Origin of the sequence: Nonomuraea sp. NPDC049709, assembly GCF_040674815.1 — a bacterium.
Lineage (GTDB): Bacteria > Actinomycetota > Actinomycetes > Streptosporangiales > Streptosporangiaceae > Nonomuraea.
In genome coordinates this window covers 132,618-156,286 of sequence record NZ_JBFANM010000005.1, presented here as the reverse complement: position 1 = coordinate 156,286, position 23,669 = coordinate 132,618, and the positions used below count along the sequence as shown (strand labels likewise).

18 protein-coding genes are annotated in these 23,669 nt (G+C 72.1%); 10 read left to right on the top strand and 8 right to left on the bottom strand.

The window, feature by feature from the left end; all coding sequences use genetic code 11:
- The first annotated feature begins 2 nt into the window (after nucleotides 1–2).
- The 6 genes from AB0J69_RS06930 to AB0J69_RS06905 all read left to right on the top strand — a co-directional run bounded on the left by AB0J69_RS06930 (nucleotide 3) and on the right by AB0J69_RS06905 (nucleotide 7,762).
- Nucleotides 3–1,466 (top strand): zinc ribbon domain-containing protein, encoded by a 1,464-nt coding sequence (locus AB0J69_RS06930; RefSeq protein ID WP_364113711.1) that lies wholly within the window; start codon nucleotides 3–5, stop codon nucleotides 1,464–1,466.
- Complete coding sequence (locus AB0J69_RS06925) at nucleotides 1,466–3,184, top strand: protein kinase (RefSeq protein WP_364113709.1); 1,719 nt, start codon at nucleotides 1,466–1,468, stop codon at nucleotides 3,182–3,184. Before AB0J69_RS06930 ends, AB0J69_RS06925 begins: the two co-directional genes overlap by 1 nt.
- A gap of 81 nt (nucleotides 3,185–3,265) precedes the next feature.
- Nucleotides 3,266–3,919: a response regulator transcription factor gene (locus AB0J69_RS06920; RefSeq protein ID WP_364113707.1), complete on the top strand. Its 654-nt coding sequence runs from the start codon at nucleotides 3,266–3,268 to the stop codon at nucleotides 3,917–3,919.
- Between the two features lie 89 nt (nucleotides 3,920–4,008).
- Complete coding sequence (locus AB0J69_RS06915) at nucleotides 4,009–6,081, top strand: DUF6421 family protein (RefSeq protein WP_364113705.1); 2,073 nt, start codon at nucleotides 4,009–4,011, stop codon at nucleotides 6,079–6,081.
- Nucleotides 6,078–6,707, top strand: a complete 630-nt coding sequence (locus AB0J69_RS06910) for an SDR family NAD(P)-dependent oxidoreductase (protein ID WP_364113703.1) — start codon at nucleotides 6,078–6,080, stop codon at nucleotides 6,705–6,707. Before AB0J69_RS06915 ends, AB0J69_RS06910 begins: the two co-directional genes overlap by 4 nt.
- Nucleotides 6,704–7,762, top strand: a complete 1,059-nt coding sequence (locus AB0J69_RS06905; RefSeq protein ID WP_364113701.1) for a low specificity L-threonine aldolase — start codon at nucleotides 6,704–6,706, stop codon at nucleotides 7,760–7,762. The genes AB0J69_RS06910 and AB0J69_RS06905 overlap by 4 nt, the downstream gene beginning before the upstream one ends.
- Before the next feature lie 15 nt (nucleotides 7,763–7,777).
- Here the strand turns inward: AB0J69_RS06905 and AB0J69_RS06900 are convergent, their stop codons facing one another.
- On the bottom strand, nucleotides 7,778–9,187 hold the full coding sequence (locus tag AB0J69_RS06900; protein ID WP_364113699.1) for an NAD(P)/FAD-dependent oxidoreductase: 1,410 nt from the start codon (nucleotides 9,185–9,187) through the stop codon (nucleotides 7,778–7,780).
- Nucleotides 9,188–9,191: 4 nt separating this feature from the next.
- Nucleotides 9,192–9,830 carry a DUF305 domain-containing protein gene (locus tag AB0J69_RS06895; RefSeq protein ID WP_364113697.1) on the bottom strand — a complete coding sequence of 213 codons (639 nt, stop codon included), beginning with the start codon at nucleotides 9,828–9,830 and terminating at the stop codon, nucleotides 9,192–9,194.
- Between the two features lie 133 nt (nucleotides 9,831–9,963).
- On the opposite strand from AB0J69_RS06895, the gene AB0J69_RS06890 reads away from it, so the two are divergent.
- On the top strand, nucleotides 9,964–10,674 hold the full coding sequence (locus tag AB0J69_RS06890; RefSeq protein ID WP_364113695.1) for a DUF3105 domain-containing protein: 711 nt from the start codon (nucleotides 9,964–9,966) through the stop codon (nucleotides 10,672–10,674).
- 52 nt (nucleotides 10,675–10,726) lie between these two features.
- On the opposite strand, the gene AB0J69_RS06885 is transcribed toward AB0J69_RS06890, so the two are convergent.
- Together AB0J69_RS06885 and ald are read right to left on the bottom strand one after the other, a co-directional pair.
- Nucleotides 10,727–11,242 carry an EF-hand domain-containing protein gene (locus AB0J69_RS06885; protein WP_364113693.1) on the bottom strand — a complete coding sequence of 172 codons (516 nt, stop codon included), beginning with the start codon at nucleotides 11,240–11,242 and terminating at the stop codon, nucleotides 10,727–10,729.
- Between the two features lie 70 nt (nucleotides 11,243–11,312).
- Nucleotides 11,313–12,428: an alanine dehydrogenase gene (ald, locus tag AB0J69_RS06880; RefSeq protein ID WP_364113691.1), complete on the bottom strand. Its 1,116-nt coding sequence runs from the start codon at nucleotides 12,426–12,428 to the stop codon at nucleotides 11,313–11,315.
- Nucleotides 12,429–12,576: 148 nt separating this feature from the next.
- Here ald and AB0J69_RS06875 point away from each other — a divergent pair, with 148 nt between their 5' ends.
- Entirely contained in the window at nucleotides 12,577–13,509 is a 933-nt protein-coding gene (locus AB0J69_RS06875; protein WP_364113689.1) for an excalibur calcium-binding domain-containing protein, read from the top strand.
- On the opposite strand, the gene AB0J69_RS06870 is transcribed toward AB0J69_RS06875, so the two are convergent.
- From AB0J69_RS06870 to AB0J69_RS06860, 3 genes are read right to left on the bottom strand one after another with little or no spacing between them, the layout of a single operon-like run.
- Nucleotides 13,506–14,885: an NCS2 family permease gene (locus AB0J69_RS06870; RefSeq protein ID WP_364113687.1), complete on the bottom strand. Its 1,380-nt coding sequence runs from the start codon at nucleotides 14,883–14,885 to the stop codon at nucleotides 13,506–13,508. The genes AB0J69_RS06875 and AB0J69_RS06870 overlap by 4 nt on opposite strands.
- Before the next feature lie 59 nt (nucleotides 14,886–14,944).
- Complete coding sequence (locus AB0J69_RS06865) at nucleotides 14,945–15,178, bottom strand: EF-hand domain-containing protein (RefSeq protein ID WP_364113685.1); 234 nt, start codon at nucleotides 15,176–15,178, stop codon at nucleotides 14,945–14,947.
- Nucleotides 15,179–15,187: 9 nt separating this feature from the next.
- A complete protein-coding gene (locus AB0J69_RS06860; protein ID WP_364113683.1) occupies nucleotides 15,188–17,359 on the bottom strand; it encodes a molybdopterin cofactor-binding domain-containing protein in 2,172 nt (723 codons plus the stop codon).
- Nucleotides 17,360–17,454: 95 nt separating this feature from the next.
- Between AB0J69_RS06860 and AB0J69_RS06855 the strand changes: the two genes are divergently transcribed.
- A complete protein-coding gene (locus AB0J69_RS06855; RefSeq protein WP_364113681.1) occupies nucleotides 17,455–18,948 on the top strand; it encodes a helix-turn-helix domain-containing protein in 1,494 nt (497 codons plus the stop codon).
- A gap of 3 nt (nucleotides 18,949–18,951) precedes the next feature.
- On the opposite strand, the gene AB0J69_RS06850 is transcribed toward AB0J69_RS06855, so the two are convergent.
- Complete coding sequence (locus AB0J69_RS06850; RefSeq protein ID WP_364113679.1) at nucleotides 18,952–21,870, bottom strand: BTAD domain-containing putative transcriptional regulator; 2,919 nt, start codon at nucleotides 21,868–21,870, stop codon at nucleotides 18,952–18,954.
- A 468-nt stretch (nucleotides 21,871–22,338) separates the two neighbouring features.
- Here AB0J69_RS06850 and AB0J69_RS06845 point away from each other — a divergent pair, with 468 nt between their 5' ends.
- Nucleotides 22,339–23,622 carry a helix-turn-helix transcriptional regulator gene (locus tag AB0J69_RS06845; protein WP_364113677.1) on the top strand — a complete coding sequence of 428 codons (1,284 nt, stop codon included), beginning with the start codon at nucleotides 22,339–22,341 and terminating at the stop codon, nucleotides 23,620–23,622.
- Nucleotides 23,623–23,669 lie beyond the last annotated feature (47 nt).

Sequence of the window (23,669 nt, the reverse complement as noted above, 5' to 3'; positions counted from 1 at the left end):
AGATGGCGCGCCTCATAGCTCTTGCCGGTGGCGTCGCGGTGGCACTGGCGCTCACCGCGATGCCGGTCGCGGCGCACGAGCACCCGAGCGGGATCACCGACCTGGTGAGCCCGGCCCTGGTGCGCGTGGAAGCCGTGTCCCACGTGGAGATCACCCTGCTCGACCACGTCGGCGAGCTCCAGCATGTGGAGCGGTCCTACGACCTCCCGTTCGGCCAGGGCACCGGGACCGTCGTCAGCCCCGACGGCACGATCGTCGCGCTCAGGCGCCTGGCGGTGAACCCCGACGACGTGGCCGTCTACGCGGCCAACAAGATCTTCGCCGAGCACCACGACGTGAAGATCCCGGCCGACTACGAGAAGCACAAGCTCTCCGACGACCTGCTCAACCGCCACCTGCAGGCGTGCTACCCGCCCAAGTCGGCCACCGCCACCTGCATCATCGAGGTCACCACCGAGATCACGGCCTTCCCCAACGTGTCGCCGGCCAGCGCGGAGGGCTTCAAGGTCAAGTGCATCAAGGCCGGCCCCGACCCCGACAGCCCGGCGGTGCTGGTGCCGGTGACCCCCGTCGCGGGCGGCGTCGGCATGCCGACCGCGCCGCTCGCCGACAAGGTGCCCGACCAGGAGGGCGCGCCCACCAACGTGGCGGGCTTCCTGGGCCGGCCGGGCCCGACCGTCGCGCACACGGTCGCGATCGCCCACCTGGCCAAGGGCGGCGCCGCGGGCGAGAGCGGCAGGCCGTTCTCCGACCCCGAGAAGAAGGTGGACGAGCCGGTCAAGCTGGGCGGCCTGGCGGACAAGGGCCTGGTCGGCGCGCCGGTGATCGGCGACAAGGACGGCCACGTGATCGGCCTGCTGGTCGGAGGCGGCAAGGACGGCAAGATGATCGGGGTCAGGGAGATCACCGGCATCCTGGCCGCCGCCAAGGTGGTGCCGCGCAGGGGCGCGATCGACACGGCGTTCGAGGCCGCGCTGACCCGCTATCACACCAAGTACTACACCGAGGCGGCGCCCGGCTTCCAGCGCGTGCTGGAGCTCTACCCGGGCAACGTGGTGGCCGCCGCGCTGCTGAAGACCTCGCTGGCCAAGCGGGGCGGCCCGGAGGACCAGGGCACCAGGAAGGCGGCGAGCGAGCCGGCGGGGTCCACGCCGCTGTGGCCGCTCATCCTGGCGGCCGGGATACTTTTCGTAGCCGCCGCGGGTGGAGCGTATTTGTTGTGGCGTCGCCGCACTCCTGAGAAACCGACAGAACTGCCGCAACCGCTGGCGGCGGGTCCATCGTTCGACGACGGGGCCAACCAGACCGTCGCGGTACGCCGGTCCCAGCCGTTCCAAGTGGTCCCGCAGCAGCAGCAGGTGATGACCGCGCCTGACCCGGGAGTCAAATACTGCACCTCGTGCGGGATGAGGCTCGGGCCGGCGCACCGCTTCTGCGGCTACTGCGGCCACCCCATCGAGACGTGATGCCATTGAACGAAAGATCGCTCATCGGCCAGGAGGTGGCCGGGTACTACATCGAGGACATCGTCGGCAAGGGCGGCATGGCCGTCGTCTACCTGGCACTCGACCCGAGGTTGAGCCGCCGGGTGGCGCTGAAGATCCTCAACCCGGTGCTCAGCGTCGACGACCGGTTCAGGCAGCGGTTCATCCTGGAGTCCAGGACGGTCGCCAGCATCGAGCACCCCAACATCATCCCGATCTACGAGGCGAACGCCGACGCCGACGGCGTCCTGTACATCGCCATGCGCTACGTCGACGGCCTCGACCTGCGCCGGCTCATCTACGACCGCGGCCCGCTGCCGCTCGGCCAGGCGAACCAGATCTTCGCCCAGGTGGCCGCCGCGCTCGACGCCGCCCACGCGCACGACCTGATCCACCGCGACGTCAAGCCGGCCAACATCCTGCTGGCCGGGGACCACGTCTACCTGACCGACTTCGGCATCACCAAGCACCGCTCGTCCATCTCGGGGCTGACGCAGACCGACCAGTTCATCGGCACGCCCCGGTACATGTCGCCCGAGCAGATCAACAAGGAGCACATCGACGGCCGCTGCGACCAGTACGCGCTGGCCTGCGTCGTCTACGAGGCGCTGTCGGCGCGGCTGCCGTTCCAGCGCGAGAACGACATCGCGCTGCTCTGGGCCCACCTGGCCGAGCAGCCCACGCCGCTGTCGCAGCTGCGGCCCGAGCTGCCGGCCGAGATCGACGCCGTGATGATGCGGGCGCTGGCCAAGTCGCCCGACCAGCGCTACGCGACGTGCACCGAGTTCGTGACCGCGCTGCGCGACGCGATCAGCGCCCCGCAGCACGACCCGTACGCCGGGCCGGGCTCGGGCCCGCACCTGGTGCCCCGTCCGAGCCAGAGCCCGCACTCCGGGCCCTACCCCGTCCAGCGTTCGGGCCCCCGTGCCGTGCCCTCCTCCGGCCCGGGCTCCGGGCCGCACTCCCTGCCGGGGCCGGGCTCCGGTCCCCACTCCCTGCCCCAGCCGCCCCCGCAGGTCGCCTCCCCGTTCGGGCGGCCTCCGGCCACCGCCGGGGTGTCCGGGCAGCCGACGCGGGCGTCCGTGGGCAAGGGGCGGCCGGGCCGGGTCCCGATCGTGGCCGCCACGCTGGTGGCCGCCGTCGCGGCGCTCGCGCTGGTCGCGTTCGTCATCATGAACAACCGCGGCGAGACCTGGACCGACTACAAGACCAGCGCCGCCGCGCCGCTCACGTTCGAGTATCCGGGCGACTGGACGGTACGCACCCACCAGGACCTCTTCGCGGTGGCCTCGCCGCACGCCGCCGAGTTCGAGGAGCTGTTCGTGGCCGGCCCGGGCGCCGACTGGTCGAAGATCAAGGAGATCACCGACGGCGACCCCGACAGCGTCGCCGGCGTGTACGTCCAGGTCTCCGACACCCTCGACGCCAGCGGCACCTCCGAGCTGATGAAGCCCAAGATGGAGGCCCTGCTGCCCGGCCAGGTGGATCTCGGCAAACCCGTGCAGGACCAGGCGGGCAACAGCCCCGCCACCCGCTTCGACGGCACCCTGCACGACCCCGCCAGCGGCACCCGGCTCGCCTTCGTGAGCTACGTCATCGACCGCGAGCCCAAGACCATGCTGATCATGTACTTCTGCGCCAAGGCCACCTGCGACGACGCCACCCAGGCGAGGATCAGGCAGAGCGTCCACCTGTCCTGACTTGGAACTCACTTGTGTCCGGCTTGGCCACGGTGGATGGGCGGTGTTCAAGGCGGCCACCCGGCGTCTACCCTCCGGCGTGTGGGCATTCGTATAGTCATCGCGGACGATCAGGCGATGGTCAGGGCCGGGCTGCGCATGGTCGTGGAGAGCGACCCGGGCATGGAGGTCGTCGGCGAGGCGGCCGACGGGCGTGAGGCCGTCGCCGTGGCCCGGCGCACGCGGCCGGACATCGTCCTCATGGACATCTCGATGCCCCGGCTCGACGGGCTGGCGGCGGCCAAGGAGCTGCTCGACAGCCCGTCGCCGCCCAAGGTCATCACGCTGACCACGTTCGACACCGACGAGAACCTCTACGCCGCCCTGCGCGCCGGCACCAGCGGGTTCCTGCTGAAGGTGTCGCCGCCGGAGCAGCTCATCGAGGCCATCAGGGTCGTGCACGCCGGCGACGCGCTGCTCGACCCGGCCGTGACGAGCCGGGTCATCGCCACCTTCGCCGGGCGGGCCGAGCCGCGGCCGGCGCCCGCGCTGGCCGAGCTGACGCCGCGCGAGCTGGAGGTGCTGCGGCTGCTGGCGCGCGGCCTGACCAACGCGGAGATCGCCAGGGATCTGTACGTGGGCGAGGCCACGGTCAAGACGCACGTGGCCCGGGTGCTGATGAAGCTGTCGCTGCGCGACCGGGCGCAGGCGGTGGTGTTCGCGTACGAGAGCGGGGTCGTGCGGCCCGGCGCCTGACCGTCTCGCCATTCGGGAGGGATTGGCGAGGCATGCCTGACCTGTGTGTATATTTTTCGGCATAAGGCGGTAGATACAGGAGATATTTCATGCGATCGTTTCCCCGAGTGCTGTTCGACGAGGCCCACAGCGAGTCGTGGACCGTCCGGCGTGAGGTGGCCGAGGCCATCAACCCCGCCCACCCCGACGACAACAGCTACGCCCGCGCGGCCGGGCTGCTGCGGCACCTGGGGCACACGGTCACCGCCCACACGGCCGGCGCGCTCGACGCCGCCGTCCTGGCGGAGCGGGACGTGCTGGTGATCGCGCACCCGTCGGGGGAGCGCTGGGAGCGGACCACCGGGCAGGGCAGCCCCGTCTTCGCCGCTGCCGAGCTGGACGCCATCGAGTCCTTCGTGGCCTCCGGCGGCGGGCTGGTGGTGCTGGCCGAGGAGGAGCAGGACAAGTACGGCAACAACCTCGACGAGCTGCTCGCCCGGTTCGGGGTGCGCGTCGTGCACGGCACCGTACGCGACCCGAAGCACGCCCACCGGGGCGTGGCCACCTGGGTGCTGGGGGAACGTGCCACGAACTCCGGGCTGCTGGCCGGGGTCAGGACGGCCTGCTTCTACCGCGCCGGCACCCTGGCCGCCGAGGGGGCTGCCGAGGAGGCGAGCGTGCTGTTCAGCACCTCCGCGGCGGCCGACCCGGCGGGCGCGCCGCTGGCCCTGGCGGTCCGGCACGGGCGCGGGCGCGTGGTGGTGTTCGCCGACTCCGACCTGTTCGGCGACGACTCCATCGAGGACCACGACCACCGCCGGCTCTGGGAGAACGTGATCACCTGGGCCGCCCGCGTCCCCGGCGACGAGCGGGCCGGTGCGGCCCGCGACGAGGCGAAGGCGAGGCTGTTCGCCCGGCTCAAGGCGGCCGTGGAGGAGCTCAGGCCGCTCCAGGTCAAGGACGGCTCGGTGCCGGAGGGCAAGGAGCGGGGCAAGGAGCTGGTGGCGGAGATCGGGGCCCGTGTGGCCGAGATCGCGCCGTACTTCCCGCATGACGCCGCCTACCTCCAGGCCGTCCGCGACGACCTCGCCACGTGGGCCGATCAGGACCTCGGCGTGCCTGACTTCCTCGGCTCGCTCGACCGCTTCCACCCCGACACCCAGCGCCAGGACGGCCTGGAGCACGTCGTGGTCTTCCCCATGTACACGCAGAACGGCAACCCGAACCGCAACCTCGAAGCGGTCTGGATCCGGACGATCTGGCCGGACTGGCTGGCGGAGCTGGAGGCGGGCGGCTACGACAACCCGATGTTCGTGCCGATCGCGTTCGAGGACTTCACCTCCGGCTACGACACGCACTCTGCCGTGCTGTTCCCCGAGACGGTCGCCGTCCGGCAGGCGCCCGCCCGGTTCACCTGGGGCGGGATCTTCGCCGACCGCGAGGCCGCCCGGTTCAGGCGGGTCTCCAGGGCCGCCACCGAGACGCTCAAGCTGGACCTGCCGCCCGACGCCGACCGGCTGCTGGAGTCGCAGCAGCTCGCGCAGGACACGTTCGTGCTGTGGGACCTGGTGCACGACCGCACGCACAGCCACGGCGACCTGCCGTTCGACCCGTTCATGATCAAGCAGCGGATGCCGTACTGGCTGTACTCGCTGGAGGAGCTGCGCTGCGACCTGACCGCGTTCGGTGAGGCCGTGAAGCTGGCGGAGCGGGGGGTGCCGCACGCCCGTTACGTCCAGCACGCGATCCTGTTCGACCGGCTGTTCAGATTCCCGATCACCGGGGAGCGGGTGCGGAACTACGACGGGCTCGGCGGGCAGTTGCTGTTCGCCTATCTGCACCGCAACGACATCGTGCGGTGGACGGACAACCGGCTCGCGATCGACTGGGAGCGGGTGGCCGACGGGGTGGCGGACCTCCGGGGGGAGGTCGAGAAGCTGTACCGCGACAGCATCGACCGGTCCAAGCTGGCGCACTGGCTGGCGGCGTACGAGCTGGTGAGCGCGTACGTGGCGCCGCATCCGGCCTCGACCTGGGCCAAGGGGATCCAGGCGCTGCCGGAGGAGCAGAAGGCCAAGGTGGACGCGGTGCTGCCGGACGAGTTCCCCCTGAGCATGTTCTACGAGGCGCTGCGCCGTAAGCTGGCCGATGTGGTCGAATCGACTAAGGGACTCCGAGCATGATCATTGTGGTTACCGGGGCCGGAGGGCCCACGGGTGAGGCTGTTTCCGGATATTTCCGGAAAAATGGTCACACCGTGATCGGGGTCGGCAAGCAGCACGTGGACCTGCTCGACCGCGCCGCCGTACAGGCTCTCGCCGACAGCGTCGAGGGCGAGCACGGCCGCGTGGACGGCGTGGTGCACCTGGTCGGCGGCTGGCGCGGGTCCTCCTCGTTCGCCGAGACCAGCCTCGACGACTGGGACCTCCTGCACGACCTGCTGATCCGCACCCTCCAGAACGTGTCGCTGGCCTTCGAGCCGCTGCTGCGCCGCAGCGACGACGGCCGCTTCGTGATCGTCTCGGCCAAGGCGGCCGAGCGCCCGAGCGCCGGGGGCGCCGTCTACGCGGCGGCCAAGGCGGCGGCGGAGGCGTGGACGCTCGCGCTGGCCGACTCGCTGAGGGGCACCCACAGCGCGGCGGCCATCCTCGTCGTCAAGGCCCTGGTGAACGACGCCATGCGGGCCGCCAGCCCCGACGCGAAGTTCTCCGGCTTCACCGACGTCAACGACCTGGCGGCGGCCATCGGCGGCCTCTACGACCGCCCGGCCGCAGAGATCAACGGCACCAGATTGGACCTCACTTCTTGATCCCCCGGCACGACCCCCGGCTCAAGTCCTTCGCCAGCGACAACTACGCCGGGGTACACCCCGAGATCCTCGAGGCCATCGCCTCGGCCAACGGCGGACACCAGATCTCCTACGGCGACGACGTCTACACCGACGCCCTGCAGGACGTCTTCAAGCGGCACTTCGGCGAGCGCGCCCAGGCGTGGCCGGTGTTCAACGGCACCGCCGCCAACGTCGTCTCCCTGCGCGCCATGACCGCGCAGTGGGAGGCGGTCATCTGCGCGGAGAGCGCCCACATCAACACCGACGAGGGCGGTGCGCCCGAGGTGGCCGGCGGCATCAAGCTGCTGACCGTGCCCACCCCCGACGGCAAGCTCACCCCCGAGCTGATCGACCGGCAGGCGTGGGGCTTCGGCGACGTGCACCGGGCACAGCCGAAGGTGGTGTCGATCTCGAACACCACCGAGTGGGGCACCCTCTACACCCCCGCCGAGATCGCCGCGATCTGCGCGCACGCCCACGACCTGGGCCTGCTCGTCCACCTCGACGGCTCCCGCCTGACCAACGCCGCCGCCGCGCTGGACGTGCCGATGCGCGCGCTGACCACCGACGCGGGCGTGGACGTGCTCTCCTTCGGCGGCACGAAGATCGGCCTGCTGTACGGCGAGGCCGTCGTCGTGCTCAACCCGGAGGCGGCCACCGGCGTCGACTACCTGCGCAAGACGTTCATGCAGCTGTCGTCGAAGATGCGGTTCGTGTCGGTGCAGTTCGAGGCGCTGCTGTCGGGCGACCTGTGGCTGCGCAACGCCCGGCGGGCCAACACCATGGGACAGCGGCTGGCCGAGGCGGTCGGCGGCATCCCCGGGGTCGAGCTGGCCCGGACGGTCGAGGCCAACGCCGTGTTCGCCGTCCTGCCGAAGGACGTCGCCGAGCGGCTGCGCAAGCGGTTCAGGTTCTACACCTGGAACGAGGCCACCGGGGAGGTGCGGTGGATGTGCGCGTTCGACACGACCGAGGAGGACGTCGACGCCTTCGCCGCCGCCCTGGCCGAGGAGATGGCCGCCGCGGGCCACTGACGCCTCACCGGGCCGTCAGGGGGCGCGCAGGGCGAGGCGGGCGGCCTGCCAGCCGCCCATCCCGTGCGCCCCCGGCCCGGGCGGCGTCGAGGACGAGCAGAGGAACACCCCCGGCAGCGGCGTGCGCCACGGGGCCGGCGACCAGACCGGGCGGCGCAGGAACTGCCCCAGGCTCGCCAGCCCGCCCCCGATGTCGCCGCCCACCAGGTTGGGGTTGGCCGCCTCCAGCCCGGCCGGGCCCACCGCGTGCCGGGCCAGCACGCGGTCGCGGAAGCCCGGCGCGTACCGTTCGATCTGGGCCTCGATGGCGTCCGTCATGTCCACGGGCGAGCCGTTGGGGACGTGGCAGTAGGCCCACAGCGTGTGCCCGCCGCGCGACGGGTCGGCCGCGTACGGCTGGACGAGCAGCACGTACGGGCGGGGCGAGTGCCGCCCGGCGGCCGTCTCAGCCTCGCTGAGCGCGATCTCCTCCAGCGTCCCGCCCAGGTGCACCGTGCCCGCCCCGGCCACCGCCGGATCCTGCCACGGCACCGGCCCGTCCAGCGCCCAGTCCATCTTGAACACCCCGGGCCCGTAGCGGTAGCGCTCCAGCCGGTGCCGGTAGCCGGCCGGCAGGTCGGCCATCGCGAGCAACTGCCGGGGCGTCACGTCGAGCACCACGACCGGCGCCGCCAGCTCCGCCAGCCGGCGCACCCGGTGCCCGGTCACCGCCTCCCCGCCCAGCGAGCGCAGCTCGGCCACCAGCGCGTCGGCCAGCACCTGCGACCCGCCCCGCACCACCGGCCAGCCCACGAGGTGGGCCAGGGCCGCCAGCGTCAGCCCGTAGCCGGCGGTGATGGGGGAGCGCAGGTCGAGCATCGAGTGCGCGGCCATGCCCGCGATCAGCGCGCGCCCCTCGACGGTCCGGAACGCCCGCCGGGCGAACGTCGTGGCCGGCAGCGCCGCCGCCAGCCCGAACCTGGCCGCCCGCGCGAACGTCAGGGGCGCCATCGGCCACGGCCCCAGCGGCTTGAGCAGCAGCTCCATCAGCGGGAACCCGGCCTGGGCCGCCGCCCCCGCGGTCGCCAGCCACGCGCGCCCGTCACGCCCGAGCCCCTCGGCGGTGCGCCGCGCGTCGCGGTGTACCAGCACGGCGGGACGGCCGTCGAGCGGATGGGCCGCCGCCACGGGCGGGTGGGCGAACTCGACCCCCTTGAGCCCCTGCTCGCGCAGCTCGCGGAAGGCCGGGGAGGCCAGCGTCATCGCCATCACGGTCGCGCCCAGGTCGTGGATCCGGCCCGGCAACGTCAGCTCGCCGGACCGCAGCCCGCCCCCGAATGTCTCGGCCGCCTCCAGCAGCAGCACCCGGCGCCCCGCACGGGCCAGCGTGACGGCGGCGACCAGCCCGTTGGGCCCCGACCCCACGACGACCGCGTCGGCGCTCATCGGCCTATGAGGTCTTGAGGATCGAGGGAAGAGGCTGCGCCCCCCGCTGGGCGAGCAACTGCGTCATGAGCTTGATCTCCCCGCTCTGCCCGTCGACGATCTTCTGGGCCATGCTGACGACCTCGCTGCGGGTGGACAGCTGGAGCAGCCCCTCGGCCATCTGCACGCCGCCCTCGTGGTGGCGGATCATGAGCTGCAGGAACAGCACCTCGGCCTGCGTGCCCTGAGCCTCCTTGAGGCTGGTCAGCTCCTGCGGCGTGGCCATGCCCGGCATCGCGCCCGACGCGGTCGTGGCGGCCGGCGCGGTCGTGGCGGCGCCGTGCCCGTGGCCGGCCATCCAGGCCATCGGCCGCTGGTCGGTCGCCTGGCTGAGCCCCCACTGCTGCAACCAGCCCTGGAACATGCCGCGCTGGTTGGCCTGGGTGTTGATGATGTCGAAGGCCAGGCTCCTGATCTCCCTGGCGGGGCCCTTGTCCCTGATCGTGAAGGCCATGTCCACGGCCTGCGCGTGATGGGTGGCCATGTCGCGGGCGAACCCGGCCTCGGCTGAGGTGTCGGACGGCGTGCCGTCGCGGCCGAACAACACGAACGCGGCCACGGCGAGCACCAGCACGCCGCAGATGACCAGAACGGGTTTTCTCACGGGCTTTTCCATGGCCAGTCCAGCGTACCCACCTGCGGGCGGGCTCGTGATCGGACGCTTATGGGGCGCTTATTCTCCACATACGGCCGGAGGGCATAGGGTGACCCGGAGTTGGTACGCCGATGGAGGAACGATGACGAAGGAGAAGGCGCAGGCGCGGCGCGAGCATCTGCAGAAGATGCGGGCCGAGCAGCAGCGCAAACAACGCCGCGCCGCGCTGCTCATGTGGGGCACGGGCGGGCTCATCATCGTGGTGCTCGTCGGCGTGGTCGGCTTCTACCTGATCAATCAGGCGCAGCAGACCTCGCTCGACGCCGTGAAGAGCGTCAAGTACGAAGCCGGCCAGCACGTCTGGAACACGGTGGCGTACAAGGAGACGCCCCCGGTCGGCGGCGAGCACAACAACTACTGGCAGCAGTGCGCGATCTACGACAAGCCGATCCACAGCGAGCACGCCGTGCACTCGCTGGAGCACGGCGCGGTCTGGATCACCTATCGGCCCGACCTGGCCAAGGCGCAGGTCGACAAGCTGAAGGAGGTCGCGGGCTCGACGGGGCAGCAGGACTACATGCTGATGAGTCCCTTCCCCAACCTGCCGTCGCCGATCGTGGTCTCCTCCTGGGGCCACCAGCTGCAGCTGACCGACGCGGCCGACCCGAAGCTCGGGGCGTTCATCAAGCGCTACCAGAACGGCGCCGACACGCCCGAGCCGGGCGCCACCTGCGGCGGTGCCGACGCGATCACCACCACGGCCGACCAGGCGCCGCTCCCGCCGGAGCCGACGGGCCAGCAGCAGGCGCCGACGGAGACGATCGCGCCGTCGCCCACCCAGTCCCAGCAGTAGGAGCGCCCCCCGCAGGGCCCCGCCCCCGCAGGGCCCTGCGACCGTGCTCCTGTCAGGCCTCGCCGGTGAGCAGGCCGTGCCGGGCCCGGGCGTACTCCTCGAAGGAGATGCGCCCGTCGCCGTCGGCGTCCGCCCTGGCGAAGACCGCCTTGAGGTCGGTGCCCGGGCGGTTCCACAGGGAGCCGAACTCCTCGGCGTCGATCCAGCCGTCGCCGTCGCGGTCGGCCACGGTGAACGTGGCCCGCGAGATCGGCGCCAGCACCGCTTCGAGCGCGCCGGTGCGCACCAGCGTCTCGAAGGAGCGCACGTACTCCTGCCTGCTGATCCGCCCGTCGCGGTCGGTGTCGAGGGCGCGGGCGTGGGTGTCCCAGGCGTTCAGGAAGGCGTCGACGACGGCCCCGCCCTCGGGGGTGTCGGCGCGCACGCCGGTCTGCTCCAGCCGCCGCTGGGCCAGGGCCAGGTAGTCGTACCTGGTCAGGAAGCCGTCGCCGTCGGCGTCCAGGTCGTTGAAGTTGCGCTCGGCGCTCTCGCGGAAGTTGGGCTGGGACATCACCACTCCGATCGTCACGGTAAGTAGCTGATCGCAACTTAGCGTAACTGTTCGGGACGGTGATGGACAGCAGGCTCACGAAACCGGGTCAGCCGAGCAGGCCCTCCGGAGCGGTCCACTCCAGCCCGTGCGCCTGGGCCACCGGCCGGCTGGTCAGGTGGCCCTCGTGGGTGTTCAGGCCGAGCGCCAGCGCCGGGTCCTCCCGCATGGCGCGCCGCCAGCCCAGGTCGGCGATGGCCAGCGCGTACGGCAGCGTGACGTTCGTCAGGGCGAACGTCGAGGTGTGCGGCACGGCGCCGGGCATGTTGGCCACGCAGTAGAAGATCGAGTCGTGCACCCGGTAGGTGGGCTCCTCGTGCGTGGTCGGGTGGGAGTCCTCGAAGCAGCCGCCCTGGTCGATGGAGATGTCCACCAGCACCGAGCCCGGCTTCATCCGGCTGACCAGGTCGTTGCTCACCAGCTCGGGAGCCTTGGCGCCGGGCACCAGGACCGCGCCGATGACCAGGTCCGCCTCGACCACCGCGCGCTCGATCTCCAGCGTGTTCGAGGCGACCGTCTGGCAGTGGCCCTGGTAGATCATGTCGGCCTGGCGCAGCTTGTCGATGTTCTTGTCGAGCAGCACCACCTCGGCCTGCATGCCCAGGGCGATGGCGGCGGCGTTCATGCCCGACACCCCGGCTCCGATCACCACGACATGTGCCGCCCGTACCCCGGACACGCCGCCCATCAGCACGCCCCTGCCGCCCGCCGAGCGCATCAGGTGGTAGGCGCCCACCTGCGGCGCCAGCCGGCCCGCCACCTCCGACATGGGCGCGAGCAGCGGCAGCGCGCCGCCCGGGGTCTGGACGGTCTCGTAGGCGACCGCGGTGCAGCCCGACGCCAGCAGCGCCCGCGTGCAGGCGGGCGAGGCGGCCAGGTGCAGGTAGGTGAACAGCACCTGCCCCTTGCGCGGCCGGTGATATTCCTCCGCCACCGGCTCCTTGACCTTCATCACCAGGTCCGCCACGCCCCAGACCTCGTCGGCCTCGGGGACCAGCACGGCGCCCGCGGCCGCGAAGTCGTCGTCGGGAATCGAGGAGCCTGCGCCGGCATCGCGCTCGACGAAGACCCGATGGCCGTGGCGCACCAGCTCGTGCACCCCCGCCGGGGTCAGCGCCACTCGATATTCGCTGTTCTTGACCTCTCGGGGTACACCGACCTTCATGGTCAACTCTTCTCGGCTATCTGCGATCCTGCCTCCATTCTTCCTCTCGTCTCACGGTTGAGTGTGGATTGCCGCGCTGATTACCCCGGTGCGGCTTCTCCTCGATAGGCTCACCGGCAGTCCGAACGTCAGGATGGGATCGTCATCGATGGACAAGCCGGAAGAGCCGCCACCCGCGGACCCCGGGGAGCCGAAGGCCAGCAGACTCACCACCATCGTGTTGCTCGTCTCGCTCGTCCTCGTCGTGCTCGTCGCAGGCGTGCTCGGCACGGTCGCCGTCCTCATGACCAGGAGCCCGGACACGCCGCTGTTAGGCGGCACACCCCCGCAGCGCCTGGCCGTCCCGATCCACTTCGCCCCGGTCAGGGAGACCAAGCAGGCACCCTGCCCCGGTGACCAGGCCGTGCTCGACGAGCAGCAGACCACCTGCTACCTGCTGGAAGACGGCGTCACGGTCGCCTCCGTGCAGGAGGTCGAGCCGCTGCGCGAGAACGACGGGCAATATTCCGTGCGCATCGCGATCGCCCCGGCGTTCAAGCAGCGGCTGGTCGACCTCATCGACGAGCTGGTGCCCGACCAGCGTGCGGTCGCCATCGTGCTGGCCCCCGAGCAGGCCGACCAGCCCAAGGTCGTGCTGGCCGCACCCATCGTCACCCAGCCGATGGACGGCGACAGCATGAGCATCGCCGGCTTCACCAAGGAGGACGCCGACGCGCTGGTGGCCCGCCTGGTGGGCAGCACCACGGGAGGCACGACACCCCCGACCGGAGCACAGACGGGAGCCCCGACCGGCACCCAGACTGGAGGCCCGACCGGCACTCAGACCGGCCCGGCCACACCCCCCGCCGGCCAGCCGACCACGGGCCAGACCAACCCGCAGCCGGTCAACCCCGGCACGACGGGCGGCACCACCGGCAGCACGGGCGGCGCCCAGCGCCCCGTCGACAAGCGCTACGCGAGCTGCAAGGAGGCCGTGGCCGCCGGCGACGGGCCCTACTCCAAGGGCACCCACGAGGAATACACCTGGTACGTCGACGTCGACGGCAACGGCGTGGCCTGCAACAGCGGCGACCTGCGCTAGCCGAACAGCTCCTCCAGCCAGTCGATGGCGAAGTACGCCAGGAAGATCAGCGAGACGATCCAGAGCAGCCAGGGGATCTCCGAGAACCGCCCCCTGACCGCCTTGACCAGCGTGTAGACGATCACGCCGGCGCCCACCCCGTTCGTGATCGAGTACGTGAACGGCATCAGCGCGATCGTCAGGAACGCCGGGACGGCCAGCTCCAGGTCGTCCCACGGCACGTTCTTGCACTGCATCATCATCAGCGCCCCGACCAGCACCAGCGCGGGCGCCGCGGCGGCGGCCGGCACCACGGCGGCCAGCGGCGTGAACAGCAGCGTCAGCCCCAGCAGCGCCCCGGTCACCACGCTGGCCAGCCCGGTACGCGCGCCCTCACCGACACCCGCGGCCGACTCCACGAACACGGTGTTGGCCGAGGAGCTCACCGAGCCGCCCACCACCCCGGCCACGCCGTCCACGGTCAGGACCCGGCCCAGCCGGGGCACCCGGCCCTGCTGGTCCACCAGCCCGGCCTCGTCGCTCACACCGATGATCGTGCCCATCGCGTCGAAGAACCCCGACAGCACCAGCGTGAACAGCACCACGGTCGCCGTCAGCGCCCCCGCCCTGGCGAACCCGCCGAACAGGTCGAACTCGCCCACCAGCCCGAAGTGCGGCGCGGAGACCAGCGACTCGGGCACGCGCGGCGTGACCACTCCCCAGCTGCCGGGAGCGACCGTGGCCAGCGAGTTCACCAGGATGGCCAGGACCGCGGTCGCGGCGATGCTGATGAGGATGGCGGCCGGGATCCTGCGCACGTACAGGAGGATCATCAGGAGCAGGCCGAAGCAGAACACCGCGACCGGCCAGCCCGTGAGGTGCCCGGTGGCGCCGAGCTGCACCGGCGTGCCGGAGCCGGCCGCGACGAAGCCGGCGTCCACCAGCCCGATCAGCGCGATGAACAGGCCGATCCCCACGCTGATCGCGTGTTTGAGCGCCAGCGGGATCGCGTTCATGATCAGCGTGCGCAGGCCGGTCACGGCCAGCACGATGATCACCAGACCTTCGAGCACCACCAGGCCCATCGCCTGGGCCCACGTCATGTGCGGGGCGGCCTGGTAGGCGACCACCGCGTTCAGGCCGAGCCCGGCGGCCAGCCCGAAGGGGGCGTTGCCGACGACGGCCATCAGCAGCGTCGAGATCGCGGCGGCCAGCGCGGTGGAGGTGGTCAGCTCGGCGATCGAGAGCCGGGCGCCGGTGACGTCCTTGGCGCCGGCCAGGATGATCGGGTTGAGCAGGATGATGTAGGCCATCGCCACGAACGTGGTCAGCCCGCCACGCACCTCGCGGCCGACGGTGCTCCCCCGCCCGGTCAGCTCGAAGAATCTGTCGAGCACCGGCAATCCCCCCTCTTGATCAGGGGGAGTGCCGGGTGCCTACCCCGTCGGCGAGGAGGTCAAGCCTTCTCGTGGCGGCCGTGGCCCACCAGGGCGACGAACTCGTCCAGCTTGACGGTGCCGTCGCCGTCGCTGTCGGCGGCCTCGATGAACGCCTCGATCTCGCTCTCCGACGCGCCCTGCCCGCCCAGCGCGTCGTTGGCCTGCCTGATCTCGTCGGCCGTCAGCAGGCCGTCGCCGTCCGTGTCGAAGCGCCTGAACTCCGCCTCAGCCGCCTCACGCGCGGTTGCCATGAATGCCCCCTAGTCGAGCCTGTCGAACAAGGCGATATCTTCCGGCCTAATCGGAACGCGAGTCAACCGAAGCCCGGTAGCCGCTCTGACGGCGGCGGCGATGGCGGGGGTGGAGGAGAGCGTCGGCGGCTCGCCGGCGCCGCGCAGCCCGTACGGGGCCGCCGGGTCCGGATTTTCCAGGATCTTCAGCGTCATGGGCGGCATATCCAGGATGGTGGGGATGAGGTAGTCCGTGAACGACGGGTTCAGCACCTGGCCGTCGCGGACCTGGACCTCCTCCATCAGCGCCAGGCCGAGGCCCTGGGCGGACCCGCCGTGGATCTGACCTTCCAGCGCCTGCGGGTTCAGGATCCGCCCGACGTCCTGCACCGCCGCCAGCTCGACCACCTTCACCAGGCCCAGCTCCACGTCCACGTCCACGACGGCCCGGTGCACGCACAGCGCGAGCTGCGTGTGCGAGTCGCCCTGGCCGGTGTGCGGGTCCAGCGGGTAGGTGGGCCGGTGCCGGAACTCGCGCGTCTCCTCGATCGGCCCGAACCGTGCCAGCGCGTCCCTGGCGGGCAACCCCTTGAACCGCTCCCGCACGGCCTCGCAGGCGGCCTTGACCGCGCCGCCGGTCACGTACGACTGGCGGGAGGCCGACGAGGAGCCCGCCGAGCCGACCGAGGTGTCGGCGGTGGCCACGGTGACGTGCTCGACGCCTAGCTCGGTGCGCGCGATCTGGGCCTGGATCGTCACCAGGCCCTGGCCCACCTCGGCAGCCGCCGTGTGCACGGTCACGTGCGGCTCGCCGCCGACCAGCTCGGCCCGCACCCGGGCCGTGGAGTAGTCGTCGAAGCCCTCGGAGAAGCAGATGTTCTTGATGCCCACGCCGTAGCCGACGCCCCGGCGCACGGACTCGCCGTGCGTGGTCTGTGAGACGCCGCCGGGCAGCGCCCGCAGGTCCCGCCCGGCCCGCCCCGGAGGCATCGGCATCGCCTCCAGCTCGCGCAGCATGCCGGCGAGCGGGGCCGGGGAGTCGATCACCTGGCCGGTGATCAGGTGGGAGCCCTGGGAGACGGCGTTGCGCACGCGGATCTCGACCGGCGACAGCCCGCACGCCTCGGCCAGGCGGTCCATCTGCGACTCGTAGGCGTAGCACGCCTGCACCGCGCCGAAGCCGCGCATCGCCCCGCACGGCGGGTTGTTGGTGTAGACGCCGATGGCGTCCACCCGCACGTTCGGCACCTCGTATGGGCCCACGCCCAGCGACGCCGCGTTGCCCACGACGGCGGGGGAGGAGGAGCAGTACGCGCCGCCGTCCAGCAGGATGTCGGCCTTGACGTAGACCAGCTTGCCGTCGCGGGTGGCGCCGTGCTCGTAGCGCATCCGGGCCGGGTGGCGGTGCACGTGCCCGAAGAACGACTCCTCCCGGCCGTACACGATCTTGACCGGGCGGTCCAGCCGCAGGGCCAGCATGCAGGCGTGGATCTGCATCGACAGGTCCTCGCGGGCGCCGAACGCGCCGCCGACGCCCGACAGCGTCAGGCGTACCTTGTCCTCCGGCAGGCCCAGGCAGGGCGCGAGCTGGTCGCGGTCCACGTGCAGCCACTGGGTGGCGATGTACAGGTCGACGCCGCCGTCCTCGGCGGGCACCGCCAGGCCGGACTCCGGGCCGAGGAAGGCCTGGTCCTGCATGCCGACCTCGTACTCGCCGGTGACGACGACCTCGGCCTCGAACGTGTCCCCGCGCCGCACCGGCTGGTGGCGGACGAAGTGTTGCGACAGGCGGGGGTCGGTGATGGCCTCGCGGGGCTCGTACTCGACCACGATGGCCGCGGCCGCCCTGCGGGCCGTCTCCGGATGGTCGGCCGCCACCAGCGCCACCGGCTCGCCCTGGTGGCGGACCTGGTCGATGGCCAGCACCGGCTGGTCCTTGTGCTCCAGGCCGTAGAACTTCGCGCCCGGCACGTCCTCGTGCGTCAGCACGGTCAGCACCCCCGGCATCCGCAGTGCCGGGCCCACGTCGATCGAGCGGATCCACGCCGACGGGTGCGGGCTGCGCAGCGTCACACCCCACACCATGCCGTCCAGCCACAGGTCGGAGGAATAGGCGAACTCGCCGGTCACCTTCAGCGTGGCGTCGGGCCGCCGGGCGCTCTCTCCGACCCCGTACCGGGTCGCGTCAGCCGTCTCCGTCATCTTCCGAGTAGAGCACCGCGACCCCGGCCGCTCCTATGCGCCCGACGTGAAATCCAGGTCAGCGGTTGTCATATCGGGCTTGTATATTCCTCCAAGTGCGCATATCTGACCTGCTGGCCATCGACGATCTGCGCCTGACGCTGCTCACCGGCGATCCCGCGCGCGAGTTCGGCACGGTGCACATCACCGACCTGCCCGAGCCGGGCCGCTACCTGGGCGGTGGCGAGCTGGTGCTGACCGGGCTGATGTGGTGGCACGGGCCGGAGGACTCCGCGCGCTTCGTGGCCGCGCTGGCCGAGGCCGGGGTCGCCGCGCTGGGGGCCGGGCAGGCCTGGCTCGGCCACGTGCCCCCGGATCTGGTGGACGCGTGCCGGGCCGCCGACCTGCCGCTGGTGGAGGTGCCGGTCGAGGTGTCGTTCCGCACGGTGGCGGAGCTGGTCCTGCCCCGGCTGGCCGGCGACGTGCGCGACGCGCTCGGCCGCCACCGCAGGCTGGTCGCGGCCATCGCCGAGGGCGTCGATCTGCAAGAGCTGTTCGAGCTGACCGCCGCCGAGCTGGGCGTCACCGGCGCCGTCCTGTCCGCGTCGGGCGAGGTGGTGGTCGGCGCGGCCGAGGATCCGGTACGCCTGGCGAAGGCGTACCTGACGGCCCCGCGGCTGCCGGTCCTGGTCGGCGAGCACACGATCTTCGCGGTCGGGCGCGGGCACCGTGCCGCCGGCTGGGCGCTGGCCTGCGACGGCGACCTGATGGGCCGCGCCGACCTCGGCTACGAGCTGGCCGCCTGCGTGGGTCTCGAACGCAGCCGCATGGAGGAGGGGCGCAGGGTCGAGCGCCGCCTGACCGAGCAGCTCATCATGGGCGCGCTGGCCGAGGCCGACGCCGCCGAGCTCAACGCCAGGCTGCGCACGTGCGGGATCGACGCGGCGGAGCCGTACGCGATCGTGAACGTCACCGCCCCCAGGCCGGGCGCCACCCGCGGGCCCGACCCCGCCACGCTGGGCGGCCAGGTCGTGGAGGAGCTGCTCGGCCGCGAGGTCGTGGCGGCGGCCGGCGCCGACGGCGCGGTGGCCGTGGTGCCGCTGCGCGAGCGCACCACCGCCGAGCTGGCCGGCCTCCTGCGCGCCGGCGCCACGGTGCTCGCCGCGCTGCCCGACACCCGCCTCTGCGTCGGCCTGAGCGGCGCGCTGACCGGCGCCGCCGCCGTCAAGGGCGGCGTGGAGGAGGCCGGGCACGCCCGCCGGCTGGCCGAGGCCCGCGGCGGCGGGGTGGTGACCAGCGACGAGATCTACACCCACGCGCTGCTGCTGGCCACGGTGCCGGGCGACGTTCGCCGCTCGTTCGCCGCCCGGCTGCTGTCGCCGCTGCTCGACTACGACCGCCGGCACCAGTCCGACCTGGTGCGCACGCTCGGCATCTTCCTCGACTGCGCCGGCTCGTGGAACGCCTGCGCCGAGCAGCTCCACGTGCACGTCAACACCGTGCGCTACCGCATCCGCCGGATCGAGGAGCTGACCGGCAGGAACCTGGCCACGATGGCCGACCGGGTCGACTTCTTCCTGGCCCTGAGGGACACCGGGACGCCCCGCTAGCCGTCACGCCCTGGCCGCGCGCTCGCGGGCCGCCCGCACGGCCGCCTGCTCCTCCCTGAGCTCCTGCTCCCAGCGGACGTGGCCGTGCCCCCCGCCGCCGAAGGCGGCCTCGGACAGCCACGACTGCGCCTGGGCAAGGTCTCCCAGCGTCCGGTACGCCCGCGACAGTCTGATCAGGCAGCGGACGAGCGCGATCCGGTAACCCGTGAGCTTGAGCAGGTCATGGGCGTCCAGCAGATGGGGCAGGGCTTGCCCGGGGTCGTCCAGGTCGAGGTGGCACTCGCCGATCGCCAGCTGGATCTGCCCCTTGTGCCCGGCGTCGCCCACGTCGTCGGCGTCGGCCAGCCCTTCGTACAGCGGCTTGAGCGCCTCCTCTGCGCGGCCCGCCCCCCGCAGGGCGTTGCCCATGGCCATCATCGCGTACCGCACGCCCACGCGGGCCCCGATGCTCCTGGCCAACGGGAGCTGGCGCTCGGCCCAGGGCAGCGCCTCCGCATGGCGCTCGGCCGTGTTGTAGGTGGTGGCCAGGTTGCCGAGCGTACGCATCTCGCTGAAGGCGTCGCCGAGCCGCCTGGCCAGCTCCAGCTCGGCGTGGAGATGCTCGACGGCCTCGTCGATGCGTCTCAGCATGCGCAGGGAGTTGGCGAGGTTGTCGTGCGCGAGCAGCACGCTCGCGTGGTCCTCGAGCCGCAGGGCGACCCGCAGCAGCTGGGTGTCCAGCTCCAGCGCCTCGGTCATGTGGTAGGCCCGCTCCAGGTGCCAGTGGAGGCCGAGGGCGATGTTGGCGCCGAGCGCGGCGACCGCGTCGTCGGGGGACCTCAGCGCCTGCGCGGCCGCGGCGAGCAGGACGCTCTCCTCCTCGAACAGCCACGCGACCGCCTCCTCGCGGTCGGCCACGGCGTGCGGGACCGCGTCGACCGGGGCCGACATCTTCGTGCGGTGCGGCTCGCTGACGTGACTGGCCAGGCGGGTCGAGGCGGCGTAGTAGGACAGCACGCGGATCAGCGGCTCCCGGGCGTCGTCCGGGCGCAGCTCGACGGCGAACAGCCGGACGAGGTCGTGCAGCCGGTAGCGGCCCGGGGCGCCGCGTTCGAGGAGATGGGCGTCCACCAGCCGCTCCAGGGCCGCCTCGGCCTCCGGCACCGGGGCCCCGAGCAGCGCGGCCGCCGGCTCGGCGGTCACCTCGGGCACGTGCAGGACGCCCAGCAGCGCCAGGGTGCGCGCGGCCAGCCGGTCCACCGGGCGCGAGCCCCGCTCCAACGCGTTGAGGCTGGCCGCCAGGCTGGAGCGGACGGCCAGGTCGCCCACCGAGAGCTCGTGCAGGCGCCGCCGCTCGTCGCTCAGCCGCGTCGCCAGCGCCGACACGCTCCAGTCCGGGCGGCTGGCCAGGCGGGCCCCTGCGATGCGCAGGGCCAGCGGGAGGCCGTCGCACAGCCGTACGAGCCTGGCCGTCTCCGCCTGGTCGGCCGCGACCCGGCCCGCGCCGGCGAGCTTGGCCAGCATCGTCGCCGACTCCGCGTCGGACATCCTGCGCAGCTCCATCTCGAAGGCGTCCTCGCCCCAGATCATGCTCTCGCGGCTGGTCACCAGCAGGGTGCTGCCGGACGGCACCGACAGCAGCGGCCGGATCTGCGCCAGGTCCGCGGCGTCGTCCAGGAGCGCCAGCACCCGCCGGCCGTGCAGCCGGGTGCGCCACATGGCCGCCGCCTCGTCGAGGTCGGCGGGCACGGCCTCGGCCGGCACGCCGAGGCCCCGCAGGAAGCGGCCGAGCACGTCGAGCGCGGTCAGGGCGGACAGCTCCGGGGTGGCGCCGTGGCAGTTGACGTACAGCTGGCCGTCGGGGAAGTGGTCCTTGACCTGATGGGCGACCTGCGCGGCCAGCGCCGACTTGCCGACGCCCGGGGGCCCGGAGACGATCACCAGGGGTCCCGGCGGGGCGGCGTCCCAGGGGGCCAGGCGCGCCTTGAGCCGTACGCACTCGCGGGTCCTGCCCACGAACTCGGTGAGCGGGCGGGGGAGCTGGTGCGGCACTCCAGAGGTCCCGGGCTGCGTTTCCGTGGAGGTTCCGGCGGACGTCTCACCGGACGTCGTCGCTTGGGTTTCCGCAGTCGGCGCTTCGGTCGTCGCCTCGTGGGTGGCCTCTGGTGTGGCGGGGGAGACGGTGTCGGCGCGCAGCACCATCTCGTGGCAGCGGCGCAGCCCCTCGCCCGGTGACAGGCCCAGCTCCTCGGCGAGCAGCACCCGGCCCCGCTCGTAGACCTCCAGCGCCTCCGCCCGCAGGCCCGAGTGGAACAGGGCCGTCATGAGCAGCTCGCGCACCCGCTCGCGCAGGGGATGGCGCCGGGTCAGGTCCCGCAGGTCGTCGGTGACCTCCTGGTGGCGGCCCAGCCGTAACAGGCTGTCGGCGCGGAGCTCGAGGGCGGCCAGCCGCAGGTCGTCCAGGCGGGCCCGCTCGGTCTCGGAGAAGGGACCCGACAGGCCGCTCAGCGCGGTGCCGCGCCACATCGCCAGGGCCTCGTCGAGCTGCCGCACCGCCTGACGGTCGTCGCCTTCGCCCTGCGCCAGCCGGGACCGCCTGACCAGGTCGGCGAAGAGCAGCGCGTCCACCTGCGTGGGCTCCAGGCGCAGGACGTAGCCGGCCGTGGTCCCGGCCAGCACCCGTGACGGCTCGCGGTGGCCGCGATCGGGCTCGAAGGCGCGGCGCAGGCCCGCGATGTAGGTGTAGACGCTCTGCTCGGCGTTGCGCGGGGCACCGTCGCCCCAGATCCCGGCGACCAGGCGGTCCATCGGGACGGGACGGGCGGCCGATGAGGCGAGGACGGCCAGGACGGTCTGCTGACGGGGCGGGCCGACGTCGAGGGGCCGGGAGCCGCGGGTGGCCGTGACCGCGCCCAGGACGCGGATGAAGATCTCCTCGCTCACGCCGCCCTCCGCTGCCGGTCCGAACCCGTTGTCAAGCAGGCAGCGTAATCGCTCTCCAGCGGTCGTCCAGGCAACGATGTGATGTAGATCGAATGTAGAGCCCCCGCGTTAGACTGGCGGCAGCGTGGGGACGGGGAGCAGACTTTTCGGGGGAAGAGGGGATGCATCGCGGTGCGGTGCCGGTCTCCGGTATGGGAGGCCCGGCCTGCCGGGGCACGGTGCGGTGTCGGCCGACGGCAGGCGGACGCATCCCCTCACCCGGACCTCATGTCAGCAGCAGGTGCTGTCGTCCATGCTCGCTTGGAGGGAAGACGTAGCGGCGCTTGCGGCCGTAGCATTACCTCCAACGGTCACCGCAACCGCTAGCGCGGCGACTAGAGCGGACAGGGCAAGACGCATTCGCATGGGGTTCTTCTCCCTCGCCTGTGTGGGGTTGCTCGGACATTATTTTCTCAGGGAGCGACGACTGTGACCACATCTGACCTGGTCGGACTCCGTATTAAGACGGTTCGGCGACAACGCGGCCTGTCACAGGCGCAGCTGGCGCACCCCGAGTTGTCGGACAGTTACGTCTCGTTGATCGAGAGTGGCAAGCGTACCCCGACCCCTGCGGTTCTGGAGCTGCTGGCCCAGAAACTGGACTGCTCGCTGTCCTATCTGATCAACGGCGTGACCGCCGAGCAGATGGAGGACATAGAGCTGGCCCTCGGCTATGCGCGGCTGGCGCTCGAGAACGGCGAGGTCCAGGAGGCCCGCACCCGCTTCGCCGAGCTGCTGGCGAACAACAACCTGACAGGGCTCACCGGCCTTCGTCAAGAAACCGAGTTCGGGCTGGCCCTGGCCACCGAGGCCTGCGGCGAGCTCGACGAGGCGATCTCCATCCTGCTCAGGCTGCGCGAGGAGGACCAGTCGCCCGAGCGTCGCATCGAGATCGCCATGGTGCTCTGCCGCTGCTACAAGGAGAGCGAGCGGATGACCGAGGCCGTCGAGGTGGGCGAGCAGATGCTGGCCGGCAACACCCGCCAGCCCTGGACCGACCAGCTCGTCGAGCTGGCCGCCACCCTCCTGGCGGCCTACGTGCTGCGCGGCGACCTGCTCCGGGCCCGCCAGTTCGCGGCCGAGCTGCTCAACGCGGCCGACGCGCTCGGCACCCCGCGCTCGATCGTGGCGGCCAACTGGAACGCCTCGACCGTCGCCTACGCCACCGGCCACAACGAGGAGGCGCTCTCCTTCGCCGAGCGCGCCATGGCGGTCCAGGTGGAGACCGGCCAGCCGCGCAGCATCGCGAGGCTGCGGATCACGCTCCTGCAGCGCCGGCTCAGGGCCCGCCCGGCCGAGGTGGAGTCCGTACGCGACGGGCTGCGCGCGGCGGTCGTCGAGCACGAGCAGACCTCGACCAGCCGGACCGACCGGGCCCGCAGCCACGTCGAGCTGGCCTTCGCCGAATACATGACCGGCAACTACGACAAGGCCGTCGAGCACGCCGTGACCGGCAGGAGCCTGGTGCCCGAGTTCGGTCACGTGCTCGGCGCCGAGGCCAACCTGCTGCTGGGCCGGATCTACGGCGCCGTCGGCCGCGAGGGCGAGGCGTCCGGGCACGTGGCGTCGGTGCGCGACTGGCTCACGCCGCTGCCGCACTCCCGCCGTCCCGCCGCCATGTGGTACGCCACAGCCGAGACCATGGAGCAGCTCGGCGACTCCGACGGGGCCGTGGAGGCCTACCAGCGGGCACTGGCCTGCGCCGGGCTGTAGGGCACCGGTTCGCGGAGCGAAGTCCGGACCGGGCGGCGGCGTCGGTA

Bases quoted from the DNA above. Each gene is read 5' to 3' on its own strand.
- AB0J69_RS06915 (WP_364113705.1), top strand. From the start codon at position 4,009: ATGCGATCGTTTCCCCGAGTGCTGTTCGACGAGGCCCACAGCGAGTCG.
- AB0J69_RS06910 (WP_364113703.1), top strand. From the start codon at position 6,078: ATGATCATTGTGGTTACCGGGGCCGGAGGGCCCACGGGTGAGGCTGTT.
- AB0J69_RS06900 (WP_364113699.1), bottom strand. From the start codon at position 9,187: ATGAGCGCCGACGCGGTCGTCGTGGGGTCGGGGCCCAACGGGCTGGTC.
- AB0J69_RS06875 (WP_364113689.1), top strand. From the start codon at position 12,577: ATGGACAAGCCGGAAGAGCCGCCACCCGCGGACCCCGGGGAGCCGAAG.
- ald (WP_364113691.1), bottom strand. From the start codon at position 12,428: ATGAAGGTCGGTGTACCCCGAGAGGTCAAGAACAGCGAATATCGAGTG.
- AB0J69_RS06925 (WP_364113709.1), top strand. From the start codon at position 1,466: ATGCCATTGAACGAAAGATCGCTCATCGGCCAGGAGGTGGCCGGGTAC.
- AB0J69_RS06930 (WP_364113711.1), top strand. From the start codon at position 3: ATGGCGCGCCTCATAGCTCTTGCCGGTGGCGTCGCGGTGGCACTGGCG.
- AB0J69_RS06860 (WP_364113683.1), bottom strand. From the start codon at position 17,359: ATGACGGAGACGGCTGACGCGACCCGGTACGGGGTCGGAGAGAGCGCC.
- AB0J69_RS06865 (WP_364113685.1), bottom strand. From the start codon at position 15,178: ATGGCAACCGCGCGTGAGGCGGCTGAGGCGGAGTTCAGGCGCTTCGAC.
- AB0J69_RS06890 (WP_364113695.1), top strand. From the start codon at position 9,964: ATGACGAAGGAGAAGGCGCAGGCGCGGCGCGAGCATCTGCAGAAGATG.